This window comes from Pseudomonas sp. IT-P4, assembly GCF_949767755.1.
In the GTDB taxonomy this organism is placed as follows: domain Bacteria; phylum Pseudomonadota; class Gammaproteobacteria; order Pseudomonadales; family Pseudomonadaceae; genus Aquipseudomonas; species Aquipseudomonas monachiensis.
In genome coordinates this window covers 26542-39895 of sequence record NZ_CATKPX010000035.1, presented here as the reverse complement: position 1 = coordinate 39895, position 13354 = coordinate 26542, and the positions used below count along the sequence as shown (strand labels likewise).

The following is a 13354-nucleotide window of genomic DNA, read 5'->3' as shown; positions in this document are numbered from 1 at the left end:
TTCAAAGTCACCGTTACGAGTGAGGGCGAGGTCAGTGCGGTTCAGGCTTCGTTTCATTGCGAGAGCCCGCTGAGACTGTCGAAGTCGCCATTTTCCAGGAAAAACATGCGATAGAAGTTCGGGTCGTAATTGCGCAGCTGCTCGCCAGGCAATGACGGTAGTGGTGCATCGGCAGCCAATGGCTGGACCAGATGCGGGGTGACGATCATCAGCAGTTCGCGCTCTTCACGGTTGATGGTGTTGTCGCGGAAAAACGCGCCCAGAATCGGGATATCGCCCAACCCCGGAAACTTGTTCACCTGGGAGTCGTTGTGGGTGCTGATCAGGCCGCTGATGACGAAGCTTTCGCCGTCGGCCAGGGAGATGCTGGTATCGGTACGGCGCACGGTCAGGGCCGGGACTATCGTGCCGGCGATGCTTACGGCGTTAGTGAAGTCCAGTTCACTGACTTCCGGCGCCACCTTCAGTGCGATACGGTTTTTCCCGACGATGGTCGGCGTCAGGGTCAGGCGTATACCGAATTCCTTGTACTCGATGGACACGTTATCGCTGCCTGAACTGGGCACTGGAATCGGTACTTCACCGCCGGCCAGAAAGCTCGCACTCTGCCCGCTGAGCGCAACCAGGCTTGGTCGCGCCAGGGTGTAGGCGAAACCGCTGCCTTCCAGCGCGTTGATCGCCACCAAGGTACTGCCGGTAGCAAACGTGAGGTTGAACTGGTCGTTTCTCACCGGTATCGCCGGCGTGACTATGCCGCCGATGGTGGGCAAGGTTCTCGGCGAGCCGAACAGCCAGTTGCCCCGGACGCCGAAAATCGAGGCGGAGGCTTCCTTGAGCTTGGTCCGGCTGACTTCAACGAAGCGGACATCAGTCTGCACCTGGCTCGGCAGCAGCGGGTCGTCGGAAGGCACCGACGGCACGCTGGTCAGCGCCGACGTGGCCTTGCCCTTGACGAACACCATGCTTTGGCGCGGCGTTTTCGAACAGGCGGTCCAGACCATCAGGCTGGTGGTTCCCGGTGCAATGCCCGTGAGAATGAACGCGTTGTTGCCGCTGGGTTGCACGTCGGCAATTTTCGGGTCACCCACCGCCAGTTGCGTTACCGGAACGGGGCTGCGCAGTTCATTCTGCAGTCCCTGACCGACCTCGTACGTTGTCGGCCAATTGTCCAGCTGCGGGCAATTGGCTGGCGCGGCCTGAGCCGCATCCACGCTGAGGCCCATCCAGAACAGGCCATGGATAATTCGCTTGAAAGCGGGCTCGGTACGAAAGCTCATCAAGTACATCCTCGCTGGATAGGCCATCTTTAGGCTGACAGAGTTGTCTCGGATCACTTCATGGGGATCGGACTATCCCCCCCAATGCGCCAGACCACTCATCCATGGCCCAGGCGTTATTCCTTGCGTACTACACACGAGCGGGCGCCATTCGCTGATCTGGCTGGATAGCGAGCGACCTTTGCTGAAACGGTTTTCAGTGATTCGGTAACCTGGACTGCGCGCCAGAGCGATACCCGCGCCTGGGGATGGCACTGTCTGCTGTCCTGGTTTCCCCTGAAACAAATCGGCAATACAGGAACAGAGCCGGAAAACGCTTGCCAGGATCATGGTGAGGTAACTCCTTTTGCCAATCCGCTATCTGATCACTGAAGCTAACGTGGAAACTCGAGCCGTTATGACTTCTTGTAGTTTGAAGGTAGTTCAATCAAACCAAAGTGCCATGAATTTAAACAAAACCCTTGATGCAAAGGCTGGATTCAGGCAGGCGGGTGAGGGGGGCGGGCAAGGTCGCAGCACGGTGCGGTTGCCTGAAACTGGCGGGTTACGCTCAAGGCAATAAAAAAGGCCCGCATACTCAAGCATGCGGGCCTTTGGCATCAATGATCTTCAATCAGTGCTTGCTGTCCTGGTTCGACAGCGCCAGCAGTTGCTTTTCCTGGTTCCAGTCGAAAGGTTCGTCGTTCTGTTCAGCTTCGAAGCGGCGTTCTTCCAGTGCCTGATACAGGTCGATTTCTTCATCGGACAAGTAGTGCAGGCAGTCACCGGCGAAATACCACAGTAGATCCCGTGGAATCAGGTGGGCGATTTGCGGATAACGGGAAATGACTTGAGTCAGGATGTCCTGGCCCAGGTATTGGCTTTCGATCGGCTCGATCGGCAGTGACGCCAGCAGTTCGTCGAAGCGCTCAAGGAACAAGGCATGGCTTTCTTCGGGAACCTGCTCGGCCTCACCTACGGCGACCAGGATGCTGCGCAGGTGGTCGAGTAAAACGAGATGATCGGCAACGATGTTGGACACGAGATAAGTCCTCAAGAGCAAAACGGGCGCGGGAGTATAAAGCGCCCGCGCCCGTTTTTACATGCTTGACGGGATCAGCGGACTTTTCCCTCGGCCAGCGCCAAGGCCTCTTGGTCAAAGTCATCGACATCGATGACCTTGCGCCGGGCCGCTTCGGCTTCGCGCAGGGTTTGGGCTTCCACCGGCTGCAACACGCCAGCTTCGAGGGCGGCATCGATCACCGACTCGCCGGCCACCGGTTTGACCTGGCCACTCTTGAGTGCCACATGCAACTTCTTCTGCAACGGCTGTGCGGCGCTCAACAGATCGCAGGCGTGCTGCAATGCACCGACCGGATCGTCGCTCGCTTGCGGGCGGTAGCAACCCAGGAGCACTTCCTCCAGTGCCGGGTCGCCTTTGGCGCGACCAATTACCCCGGCAACTTCGGCACCGAGTTTGTCCGATGGCCCTTTGTGTCGGCGACCGAACGGGAACACGATCACTCGCAACAGGCAGCCTGCGACTTTGTTCGGGAAGTTGCTCAGCAGTTCATCCATGGCCCGTTCCGCCTGGCCCAGGCTTTCTTCCATGGCCCAGCTCAGCAGTGGTGTCATGTACTGCGGTGAGTCGAGATCGTTGTAGCGCTTGAGTGCGGCCGAGGCCAGGTAAAGGTTGCTCAGGACATCGCCTAGTCGTGCGGACAGGCGTTCGCGACGTTTCAGTGTGCCGCCCAGCAACATCATGCTGAGGTCGGCGAGCAGGGCGAATGCAGCGGCCTGACGGTTGAGGGCACGGAAATAACCCTGGCTGAGCTTGTCGCCCGGTGTGTGTTCCAGGTGCCCGAAACCGAGATTGAGCACCAGCGTACTGGCGGCGTTACCCACGGCAAAACCGATGTGCTTGAGCAGCAGGTCGTCGAATTCCCTGAGCGCCTGATCCTTGTCTTCACGGCCGGCGAGGGCCATTTCCTTGAGCACGAAGGGATGGCAGCGAATAGCGCCCTGGCCGAAGATCATCAGGTTGCGCGAAAGAATGTTCGCGCCTTCGACGGTGATGAAAATCGGCGCGCCGTTCCATTTGCGACCGAGGTAGTTGTTCGGCCCCATGATGATCGCCTTGCCGCCGTGCACATCCATGGCATCGCTGATGCAGTCGCGGCCGCGTTCGGTCAGGTGGTACTTGAGAATCGCCGACAGCACCGACGGTTTCTCGCCCAGATCGACCGCATTGGCGGTCAGCATGCGGGCGGCGTCCATCATCCAGGCATTGCCACCAATGCGGGCCATGGCTTCCTGGATGCCTTCGAACGAAGCAATCGGCACATTGAACTGCTCGCGAACCTGGGCGTATTGGCCCGTGACCAGACTGGTGAACTTGGCCATGCCGGTGCCCACCGCCGGCAGGGAAATCGAACGCCCGACCGACAGGCAGTTCATCAGCATCATCCAGCCTTTGCCGAGCATCTCCTGGCCGCCGATGAGGAACTCCAGGGGGACGAACACGTCCTTGCCCGAGTTCGGGCCGTTCATGAAAGCCGCGCCCAACGGCAGATGCCGACGGCCGATGTCGACACCGGCGGTGTCGGTCGGAATCAGCGCCAGGCTGATGCCCAGGTCTTCCTTGTCGCCCAGCAGGTGATCCGGATCGTAGGCCTTGAAGGCCAGGCCGAGGAGGGTGGCCACCGGGCCGAGGGTGATGTAGCGCTTCTCCCAATTCAGGCGCAGGCCGAGGACTTCCTGGCCTTCCCATTGACCTTTGCAGATCACCCCGGAGTCCGGCATGCCGCCGGCGTCGGAGCCGGCCAGCGGACCGGTCAGGGCAAAACACGGGATGTCGTCGCCGCGCGCCAGGCGGGGCAGGTAATGGTTGCGTTGTTCGTCGGTGCCGTAATGCAGCAACAGTTCGGCCGGACCGAGGGAGTTGGGGACCATCACGGTGGAGGCGAGGTCGCCGCTGTGGCTCGCCAGTTTCATCGCCACTTGCGAGTGGGCATAGGCGGAGAAGCCTTTGCCGCCAAACTCCTTGGGGATGATCAGGGCGAAAAAGCCGTTGTCCTTGATGAAGGTCCAGGCTTGCGGCGGCAGGTCCATGGTTTGACCGAGCTGCCATTCACTGACCATGGCGCAGAGTGTTTCGGTCGGCCCGTCGATGAAGGCCTGTTCCTCTTCATTCAATTGCGCCTTGGGATAGGACAGCAGTTTGTTCCAGTCCGGACGACCACTGAACAGTTCGCCGTCCCACCAGACCGTGCCGGCGTCGATGGCATCGCGTTCGGTTTGCGACATCGGCGGCAGGGTTTTCTGGAACCAGTTGAACATCGGCGCGCTGAACAATTTGCGGCGCAGGTCGGGCAGCAACAGGGGGGCTGCGACGGCGGCGATCAACACCCAGAAAACCAACAGCAACCAGCCCGGCGCGCGGCTGAAAGCGCCCATGGCCACGACATAGACGGCCACGATGATTAGGGCGGGCATCGGGGCGATGCGGCGGTGAGCCAAATAGGCAATTGCGACCAGCAGAACCAGTATCCACAACAACAGCATATTCATTCCTCCGTGAAACCAGGGCGAACCAGCCCACAGAGCTTAGACGGCATCCGCGAAACAGGCTGGTTGGAGCGATGTGATTGGAATCGTGGGAAAAGCGTTCATCGAGCAAGCGGCAAAGCGCCCATGTTTGGCCGAAACGTCGTTATCTCTGTGCTGAAGCTCTCGTTAGACTCAAGGCTTCCCCAGGAGATTATTCTGATGCACGAGTATCTGAGTCCCGGCCGCTTCATCGATAGTGACCATCCGTCCGTCGTGGAGTTCGCCGAACAACACCGTGGCGTCAGTCGCGATCCGCTGGAGCAGGCGATCAGTCTCTATTACGCCGTGCGCGAAGCGGTGCGCTACAACCCGTACACGTTCAGTCGCGATCCGCAGACCTTGCGCGGCAGTTATGCGCTGGCGACCGGTGAGAGTTACTGCGTGCCCAAGGCCACGCTGCTGGCAGGTGCGGCGCGGCATTGCGGGATTCCCGCACGGATCGGCCTGGCGGATGTGCGCAATCATCTGTCGACGCCACGGCTGCTCGAATTGCTCAAGAGCGACATGTTCGCCATGCATGGCTACACCGAATTCTATTTGCAGGATCGCTGGGTCAAGGCGACACCAGCGTTCAACAGCAAACTCTGCGACCTGTTCAATGTGGCGCCGCTGGAATTCGACGGGGTCAACGACAGCGTTTTCCATCCCTTCAACCGCGATGGCGCGAAGCTGATGGAGTACCTCGTCGATCACGGCCAGTTCGCCGACGTACCTGAAACGTTCTTTTTCGAACACCTGGAAAAGTGCTATCCGCACCTGTTCGGTGAGCAACAGCAACCGCTGCTGGGCGACATGCAGAGCGATTTGAGTCGCGCCTGATCCGGCGTATGCTGCCTGCCCACTTACCGAAAAAGAGGCGGTCATGCTGAAGATCTGGGGTCGGAAAAACTCGTCGAATGTCAGAAAGCCATTGTGGGCCGCCGAAGAACTGGGGCTGGCCTACGAGGCTATCGATGCCGGTGGCGCCTTTGGTGTCGTCGATACGCCCGAGTACCGCGCCATGAATCCCAATGGTCGCGTGCCTGTCATTGAAGACGGCGGTTTTGTGTTGTGGGAATCCAACGCCATCGTGCGTTACCTGATGGCCTTGCATGCTGACGACACGGCCTGGTACCCGAAAAATCCAAAGGCCCGCGCCACTGCCGACAAGTGGATGGACTGGACCACCTCGAGCTTTGCCGGCCCGTTCCGTACTGTGTTCTGGGGTGTGCTGCGTACCCCGGCAGACCAGCAGGACTGGCCCGCCATCAAGGCGGCGATCAAGGAATGCGACACGTTGCTGGCGATGGCCGATCAGGCGCTGGCCGCCACACCCTACCTGTCCGGAGATGAGATCGGCATGGGTGACATTCCCCTGGGCAGTTTCATTTATGCCTGGTTCGAAATGCCGATCGAGCGTGCACCGCAACCTCATCTGGAGGCCTGGTACGCGCGGTTGAAACAGCGTCCGGCGTATCAAAAGGCGGTCATGACCGCGTTGACTTAATACTCACTATCGACACGCTTGACTGTACTTGTGTGGCGGCGACAAGCACCATTGTGCCAGTTCGCTGCGGTTGTATTGTTAGCCGCCGCCCATACTTATTCCTTTCTTCCCTTCTTGGTGCGTAAATCAGATATGAGTTCCGCTCTGTCCATCCGGCAGCTAACCAAAACCTACGGCAACGGTTTCCAGGCCCTGAGTGGTATCGATCTGGATGTCGCCGAAGGTGACTTCTTCGCCTTGCTCGGCCCCAACGGCGCCGGCAAATCCACGACCATCGGCATTCTCTCGACCCTGGTGAACAAGACCAGCGGCACGGTGAATATCTTCGGTCACGACCTGGACAGGAATCCCGCGCAGCTCAAGCGCTCCATCGGCGTGGTGCCTCAGGAATTCAACTTCAACCAGTTCGAAAAGACCTTCGACATCGTCGTGACCCAGGCCGGCTACTACGGCATCCCGGCGAAAATCGCCAAGGAACGCGCCGAACAGTACCTGACCCAGCTCGGCCTGTGGGACAAGAAGGACGTGCCGTCACGCTCGCTGTCCGGCGGCATGAAGCGTCGCCTGATGATCGCCCGCGCGCTGGTTCATGAACCGCGCCTGCTGATCCTCGACGAACCGACCGCCGGGGTGGACATCGAACTGCGTCGTTCGATGTGGAGCTTCCTCACCGAGCTGAACCAGAAAGGCATCACCATCATCCTCACCACCCACTACCTGGAAGAGGCTGAACAGCTGTGCCGCAACATCGGCATCATCGACCACGGCACCATCGTCGAGAACACCAGCATGAAGCAGTTGCTCAGCCAATTGCATGTAGAAACCTTCCTGCTGGATATGAAGAACACGTTGCAAGTGGCGCCGCAGTTGCTCGGCTACCCGTCCCGGTTGATCGACAGCCACACCCTGGAAGTCCAGGTGGACAAGTCCATGGGCATCACCGCGCTGTTCACCCAGTTGGCGCAGCAGAACATCGAAGTACAGAGCCTGCGTAACAAAACCAATCGCCTTGAGGAGTTGTTCGTGTCCCTGGTGGAGAAAAATCTGTCGAAGGTGGCAGTATGAGTTCCGAGCTGCGCCCCAACCTCGTTGCCCTCAACACCATCGTTTACCGTGAAGTCCGGCGTTTCACCCGGATCTGGCCGCAGACCCTGCTGCCACCCGCGATCACCATGGTTTTGTACTTCGTGATCTTCGGTAATCTGATCGGTCGGCAGATCGGCGACATGGGTGGCTTCACCTATATGGAGTACATCGTGCCGGGACTGATCATGATGTCGGTGATCACCAACTCCTACGGCAACGTGGTGTCGAGTTTCTTCGGCAGCAAGTTCCAGCGGTCCATTGAAGAACTGATGGTCTCACCGCTGTCGCCGCACACGATTCTGATCGGCTACACCCTGGGCGGTGTGCTGCGCGGGTTGATGGTGGGGATCATCGTGACTCTGCTGTCGCTATTTTTCACCCATTTGCAGGTGCATCACCTGGGCGTGACCATTCTGGTGGTAGTGCTGACCGCGACGATCTTCTCGCTGCTGGGCTTCATCAACGCCGTGTTTGCGCGCAACTTCGATGACATTTCGATTATTCCGACTTTCGTGCTGACGCCACTGACCTACCTGGGCGGGGTCTTCTACTCGATCACCTTGCTGCCGCCGTTCTGGCAGACCGTGTCCCTGGCCAACCCGGTGCTGCACATGGTCAACGCGTTCCGTTACGGCATCCTTGGCGTTTCGGATATCCGCATCAGCGTGGCCATCGCCTTCATGCTGGTTGCGACCGTGGTGCTGTATCTCGGCAGTGCGCGGTTGCTGGTGAGTGGACGCGGGATGCGTACCTGACCCGCAGCAAACCCTTGTAGGAGCTGGCTTGCCAGCGATGGCGTCAGCCCAGCCACCGAAAAAAAACGGCCTCCCAAGTGGAGGCCGTTCTGCATTCTCACATCCGGCTTTTCTTGCGCCGCTTCCACTGCCTGGCCACCCACCAGCGCCAATACATCATCACCAGGAAGTAGGCCAGTGCTCCAAGTGCGAGCCCCGTCACTACCGAACCCAGCAGAAACGGTTGCCACAGGGTCGAGATTTCACCCCTGATCCATTCCCAGGTCAGTGAGTCCGGCAACTGCCGGGTGGGAACGTCCATCAGCCAGGCGCCGGTCTGGTAGGTGCAGAAGAACACCGCAGGCATGGTGATCGGGTTGGTCAGCCAGACCAGGCTCACGGCAATCGGCATGTTGCCACGCACGATGATGGCGAGGATTGCCGCCAGCAGCATCTGCATCGGGATCGGCAGGAACGCGGCGAACAGGCCCACCGCCATGGCGCGGGCAACGGAGTGGCGGTTGAGGTGCCACAGGTTCGGGTCATGCAGCAGCGTGCCGAGAAAGCGTAAGGATTTGTGTTCCCTGATACTCATCGGGTCTGGCATGTAACGTTTGAATAAGCGCCGGGGCATAAGGCTTCTCGGTCGGTCAAGGCGGCAAGTATGTCTGGATTCCATGAACTACCCATTCAGACTTTGTGACAATTAATAACGGCGCTGGCGCGATGGGCGGGCTAAGCCTTGGAGGGGACTTTCAAGGACGGGCTTATGCGCACAGGGATGATGGCGCTGGCGCTGGGTCTGTTGACCTTGCGTTTTTTACCGGTATTACCGCCGGTCTGGTTGTGGCTGGCGATGCCGGTGGCGGGTCTGATGTTGCTGCCGTTCAGGACCTATCCGGTGGCGTTTTATCTGTTCGGCTTGAGTTGGGCCTGCGCGAATGCGCAGTGGGCGCTGGATGACCGGTTGCCGCCGGCGCTGGATGGAGAAACCCGCTGGGTCGAAGGCCGGGTCACGGGCTTGCCCCGGCAGGACGATGGCGTCGTGCGTTTCGAATTGACCGACATCCAGTCCCGACGGACCCGGCTGCCGCGGCAAATGCGCCTGGCCTGGTATGGCGGACCGCCGGTGAGCGGTGGCGAGCGCTGGCGGCTGGCCGTCAAGTTGAAGCGCCCGGTCGGGCTCCTCAATCCGCAGGCCTTCGACTATCAGGCCTGGTTGTTGGCGCAACGCATCGGGGCCATCGGGACGATCAAGCAGGGCGAACGCCTTGCGCCAGCCCGATGGGCCTGGCGCGATGCCATCCGCCAGCGTTTGCTGGCGGTGGATGCCCAAGGGCGAAGCGGCGCGTTGACGGCATTGGTACTCGGGGACGGCGCCGGGCTGAGCCGCGAAGACTGGCAGGTATTGCAGGACACCGGCACGGTGCATCTGTTGGTGATTTCCGGGCAGCACATCGGATTGCTGGCGGGCGTGGTGTATCTGTTGATCGCCGGCCTGGCCCGCTTCGGGTTATGGCCGAACCGTCTGCCATGGTTGCCCTGGGCGTGTAGCCTGGCATTCGCCGCTGCGCTCGGCTACGGGATGCTGGCCGGTTTCGAGGTGCCGGTGCGGCGGGCCTGCCTGATGATTGCAATGGTGTTGTTGTGGCGTCTGCGGTTCCGTCATCTCGGTGCATGGTGGCCACTGTTGCTGGCACTCGACGGCATATTGCTGCTGGAACCGCTGTCGAGTCTCCAGCCTGGTTTCTGGCTGTCTTTCGCGGCCGTGGCAGTCTTGATATTGACCTTCGGCGGACGTTTGGGGCCTTGGCGCTGGTGGCAGACCTGGACCCGTGCCCAGTGGCTGATTGCAATCGGTCTGTGTCCGTTGTTACTGGCGCTGGGGTTGCCAATCAGTCTCAGCGGGCCGCTGGCCAATTTATTTGCGGTGCCCTGGATCAGTCTGGTGGTCCTGCCGCCGGCGTTGCTCGGGACACTGTTGCTGCCGGTGCCTTACGTGGGTGAGAAGTTGCTGTGGCTGGCCGGTGGCCTGATCGATGGCTGGTTCAGGGCGTTGGGGCTCGTCTCCGGCCAGGTTCCCGCGTGGGTGCCCGCGGCAATCCCGCCATGGGCTTGGGTAATCGGTGCCATTGGCGCCTTTTTGCTATTGCTGCCGCGAGGCTTGCCGATGCGCCCGTTAGGTTGGCCCATGCTGTTGATGCTGGTTTTTTTGCCCAGGCCGATGTTGCAGGAGGGCATGGCCGAAGTCTGGCAACTGGATGTGGGGCAGGGCTTGTCAATCCTGGTGCGCACTCGGCATCACACGTTGCTGTACGACGCCGGCCCGCGTTTCGGTGAACTCGACCAAGGGGAGCGGGTGGTGCTGCCGGCATTGCGCAAACTGGGGGTGAAGGGGCTCGACATGATGCTGATCAGCCACGCCCATGCCGATCATGCCGGCGGTGCCCCGGCGATTGCCAGGGGCTTGCCGGTGAAACAGGTGGTCAGTGGTGAACCGTCAGACTTGCCTGCGCAATTGCAAGCCGGGAGCTGTGAGAGCGGTCGGCAATGGACCTGGGATGATGTCGATTTCCAGCTCTGGCACTGGCCATTGGCCGGCGACAGCAACCAGAACTCCTGTGTCTTGTTGATCGAAGCCAATGGTGAACGGTTGCTGTTGAGTGGCGACATCGATGCCGCCGCCGAAAGAGCCCTGCTGGACAGCGCGTTGGCCCGGCCCACCGATTGGCTGCAGGCGCCACACCACGGCAGTCGCAGTTCGTCGTCCAATGCCCTGTTGGATGTCCTGCAACCCAAAGGGGGGCTGATCTCTCGCGGGCAAGGCAATTCGTTTGGCCATCCGCATCCTACGGTCATCGCGCGTTATCAAAAACGTGGAATGGCGATCTACGACAGCGTCGAACAGGGTGCCATTCGTCTGCAACTGGGACGCTTCGAGCCGCCGTGGTCAATGCGCCAGGAACGGCGTTTCTGGCGCGATCCGCCGCCCTTGAACCCATAAACGAGCATTATAAAGGCACGACCGGATGCGACATCACGGTCTTCGGTGCTTGCACCCCCTATGTTAGAGTGGCGCACTTTTTCGAGGGGGCTGTCACTGTGTGGGAATTGGTCAAATCCGGCGGCTGGATGATGCTGCCGATCATTTTGAGTTCCATCGCGGCCATGGCGATCGTTGCCGAGCGTCTGTGGACCCTGCGGGCCAGCCGCGTGACCCCGGAGCACTTGCTCGGGCAGGTCTGGGTCTGGATCAAGGACAAGAAACTCAACAAAGACAGACTCAAGGAACTGCGCGCCAACTCGCCGCTGGGTGAGATCCTCGCCGCGGGCCTTGCCAACTCCAAGCATGGTCGCGAGATCATGAAAGAGTGCATCGAAGAGGCTGCTGCGCGGGTCATCCACGATCTGGAACGTTACATCAACGCCCTCGGCACTATTGCTGCCATGGCCCCGTTGCTGGGCTTGCTTGGTACCGTGCTGGGCATGATCGATATTTTCAGCGCGTTTACCGGCAGTGGCATGACCACCAACGCTTCGGTGCTGGCCGGTGGTATTTCCAAGGCCCTGATCACCACGGCCGCCGGTTTGATGGTCGGTATCCCGGCGGTATTCTTCCATCGATTCCTGCAACGCCGGATCGATGAGCTGGTGGTAGGGATGGAGCAGGAAGCGATCAAACTGGTCGAGGTAGTGCAGGGCGACCGCGACGTGGACCTGGCCGAGGGCAAAGCGTGAAATTCCGCCGCAAACCACGGGAAACGGTGGACATCAACCTCGCGTCGCTGATCGACGTGGTGTTCATCCTGCTGTTGTTTTTTGTCGTGACCACCACCTTCACCCGTGAAACCCAGCTACGCGTCGATCTGCCGGAAGCCGTCAGCGGCGCGCCGGCCGACGATCAGGACAAGTCATTGGACATCGCCATCAGCGCCGACGGCGTGTTCTCGGTGAACAACCGGATTTTGCCGAAAAGCGACCTGGCTTCGCTGATGGACGCGCTGCAAAAAGAAGCCAATGGCGACACCAGCCGACCGCTGTCCATCAGCGCTGACGGCAAGACTGCGCATCAGTCCGTGGTGACAGCCATGGATGCAGCCGGCAAGCTCGGCTTCAGTCATTTGCGCATGACCACCATCGAGGCGGCGCCCCCGGCGCCCTGATGGCCATGTCCGATCGATTGCTCGCCGCGTGGTACGCAGGTCATCCGGCCCTGAAACTGCTGCAGCCGCTGGAATGGTTGTACCGGCGCGTGGTCATGAACAAGCGCAAGCGCTTTCTGGCGGGTGAGGGCGAGATCTATCAGCCGCCGGTGCCGCTGATCGTGGTCGGCAACATCACTGTGGGTGGCACCGGCAAGACGCCGCTGATTCTGTGGATGATCGACCACTGCCAGCGTAGCGGCCTGCGGGTCGGCGTGGTCAGCCGGGGCTACGGCGCCAAACCGCCGCAATTGCCATGGCGGGTCGAGGCCGAGCACAGCGCCGACGTCGCCGGTGACGAGCCGTTGCTGATCGTCCAGCGCACAGGCGTGCCGCTGATGATCGACCCCAATCGCAGCAATGCCGTCAAAGCCTTGCTGGCCAGCGAGCCGCTGGACCTGATCCTGTCCGACGACGGCATGCAGCACTACCGCCTGGCCCGTGACCTGGAACTGGTGCTGATCGATGCCGCCCGCGGCCTGGGCAACCGCCGTTGCCTGCCTGCCGGGCCATTGCGTGAGCCGGTCGAGCGTCTGCAAAGCGTCGACGCGGTGCTCTACAATGGTGCCGCATCTGACCGAGATGATGGATTTGCCTTCCAGTTGCAACCCACCGCGCTGGTCAACCTGCGCAGCGGCGAACGACGTCCCCTTGACTACTTCCCCAGCGGCCAGGCCCTGCACGCGGTGGCCGGCATCGGCAATCCGCAACGTTTCTTCAAGACCCTCGAAACGCTACACTGGCAGCCGGTTCCACATGCGTTTGCCGACCACGCCGAATACAGCGTGCAGGCGTTGAATTTCACGCCGTCATTGCCGTTGGTGATGACGGAAAAGGACGCGGTGAAATGCCGTGCCTTTGCCGCCGCCGACTGGTGGTACCTGGCGGTCGATGCCGTGCCGTCGCCGGCCTTCGTGGCCTGGTTCGACACACAGTTGATGCGCCTGCTGCCGGCTCGTTTGTTGCCTTAACTCCGTTTTT

12 protein-coding genes are annotated in these 13354 nt (G+C 60.5%); 8 read left to right on the top strand and 4 right to left on the bottom strand.

All coding sequences use genetic code 11. From position 1 onward, the window contains the following. Nucleotides 1-53: 53 nt before the first annotated feature. The 3 genes from ACM6IT_RS16185 to ACM6IT_RS16175 all read right to left on the bottom strand — a co-directional run bounded on the left by ACM6IT_RS16185 (nucleotide 54) and on the right by ACM6IT_RS16175 (nucleotide 4820). Nucleotides 54-1277: a type II and III secretion system protein family protein gene (locus ACM6IT_RS16185; protein WP_056727244.1), complete on the bottom strand. Its 1224-nt coding sequence runs from the start codon at nucleotides 1275-1277 to the stop codon at nucleotides 54-56. Nucleotides 1278-1890: 613 nt separating this feature from the next. Then, nucleotides 1891-2298: a PA2817 family protein gene (locus ACM6IT_RS16180; protein WP_056727242.1), complete on the bottom strand. Its 408-nt coding sequence runs from the start codon at nucleotides 2296-2298 to the stop codon at nucleotides 1891-1893. 74 nt (nucleotides 2299-2372) lie between these two features. After that, nucleotides 2373-4820 (bottom strand): acyl-CoA dehydrogenase, encoded by a 2448-nt coding sequence (locus ACM6IT_RS16175; RefSeq protein ID WP_414918326.1) that lies wholly within the window; start codon nucleotides 4818-4820, stop codon nucleotides 2373-2375. A gap of 204 nt (nucleotides 4821-5024) precedes the next feature. Here ACM6IT_RS16175 and ACM6IT_RS16170 point away from each other — a divergent pair, with 204 nt between their 5' ends. The 4 genes from ACM6IT_RS16170 (at nucleotide 5025) to ACM6IT_RS16155 (ending at nucleotide 8192) form a co-directional block, all read left to right on the top strand. Further along, a complete protein-coding gene (locus ACM6IT_RS16170) occupies nucleotides 5025-5684 on the top strand; it encodes a transglutaminase-like domain-containing protein (protein ID WP_414918325.1) in 660 nt (219 codons plus the stop codon). 43 nt (nucleotides 5685-5727) lie between these two features. Beyond that, entirely contained in the window at nucleotides 5728-6351 is a 624-nt protein-coding gene (locus tag ACM6IT_RS16165; RefSeq protein WP_409078935.1) for a glutathione S-transferase family protein, read from the top strand. 132 nt (nucleotides 6352-6483) lie between these two features. Next, nucleotides 6484-7416: an ABC transporter ATP-binding protein gene (locus ACM6IT_RS16160; protein WP_056727238.1), complete on the top strand. Its 933-nt coding sequence runs from the start codon at nucleotides 6484-6486 to the stop codon at nucleotides 7414-7416. After that, complete coding sequence (locus ACM6IT_RS16155) at nucleotides 7413-8192, top strand: ABC transporter permease (RefSeq protein ID WP_008054107.1); 780 nt, start codon at nucleotides 7413-7415, stop codon at nucleotides 8190-8192. The genes ACM6IT_RS16160 and ACM6IT_RS16155 overlap by 4 nt, the downstream gene beginning before the upstream one ends. A 97-nt stretch (nucleotides 8193-8289) precedes the next feature. On the opposite strand, the gene ACM6IT_RS16150 is transcribed toward ACM6IT_RS16155, so the two are convergent. Beyond that, nucleotides 8290-8805 carry a DUF2062 domain-containing protein gene (locus ACM6IT_RS16150; protein WP_409078934.1) on the bottom strand — a complete coding sequence of 172 codons (516 nt, stop codon included), beginning with the start codon at nucleotides 8803-8805 and terminating at the stop codon, nucleotides 8290-8292. A gap of 135 nt (nucleotides 8806-8940) precedes the next feature. Between ACM6IT_RS16150 and ACM6IT_RS16145 the strand changes: the two genes are divergently transcribed. From ACM6IT_RS16145 to lpxK, 4 genes are all read left to right on the top strand, one after another. Then, on the top strand, nucleotides 8941-11175 hold the full coding sequence (locus tag ACM6IT_RS16145; RefSeq protein ID WP_414918324.1) for a DNA internalization-related competence protein ComEC/Rec2: 2235 nt from the start codon (nucleotides 8941-8943) through the stop codon (nucleotides 11173-11175). 98 nt (nucleotides 11176-11273) lie between these two features. Then, nucleotides 11274-11909, top strand: a complete 636-nt coding sequence (locus ACM6IT_RS16140; RefSeq protein WP_056727235.1) for a MotA/TolQ/ExbB proton channel family protein — start codon at nucleotides 11274-11276, stop codon at nucleotides 11907-11909. Next, on the top strand, nucleotides 11906-12334 hold the full coding sequence (locus ACM6IT_RS16135; protein ID WP_223541059.1) for an ExbD/TolR family protein: 429 nt from the start codon (nucleotides 11906-11908) through the stop codon (nucleotides 12332-12334). Before ACM6IT_RS16140 ends, ACM6IT_RS16135 begins: the two co-directional genes overlap by 4 nt. Then, entirely contained in the window at nucleotides 12334-13344 is a 1011-nt protein-coding gene (lpxK, locus tag ACM6IT_RS16130) for a tetraacyldisaccharide 4'-kinase (protein ID WP_056727233.1), read from the top strand. Before ACM6IT_RS16135 ends, lpxK begins: the two co-directional genes overlap by 1 nt. The last annotated feature ends 10 nt before the right edge of the window (nucleotides 13345-13354 follow it).

Bases quoted from the DNA above. Each gene is read 5' to 3' on its own strand.
- ACM6IT_RS16185 (WP_056727244.1), bottom strand. From the start codon at position 1,277: ATGAGCTTTCGTACCGAGCCCGCTTTCAAGCGAATTATCCATGGCCTG.
- ACM6IT_RS16175 (WP_414918326.1), bottom strand. From the start codon at position 4,820: ATGCTGTTGTTGTGGATACTGGTTCTGCTGGTCGCAATTGCCTATTTG.
- ACM6IT_RS16170 (WP_414918325.1), top strand. From the start codon at position 5,025: ATGCACGAGTATCTGAGTCCCGGCCGCTTCATCGATAGTGACCATCCG.
- ACM6IT_RS16165 (WP_409078935.1), top strand. From the start codon at position 5,728: ATGCTGAAGATCTGGGGTCGGAAAAACTCGTCGAATGTCAGAAAGCCA.
- ACM6IT_RS16160 (WP_056727238.1), top strand. From the start codon at position 6,484: ATGAGTTCCGCTCTGTCCATCCGGCAGCTAACCAAAACCTACGGCAAC.
- ACM6IT_RS16155 (WP_008054107.1), top strand. From the start codon at position 7,413: ATGAGTTCCGAGCTGCGCCCCAACCTCGTTGCCCTCAACACCATCGTT.
- ACM6IT_RS16150 (WP_409078934.1), bottom strand. From the start codon at position 8,805: ATGCCCCGGCGCTTATTCAAACGTTACATGCCAGACCCGATGAGTATC.
- ACM6IT_RS16145 (WP_414918324.1), top strand. From the start codon at position 8,941: ATGCGCACAGGGATGATGGCGCTGGCGCTGGGTCTGTTGACCTTGCGT.
- lpxK (WP_056727233.1), top strand. From the start codon at position 12,334: ATGGCCATGTCCGATCGATTGCTCGCCGCGTGGTACGCAGGTCATCCG.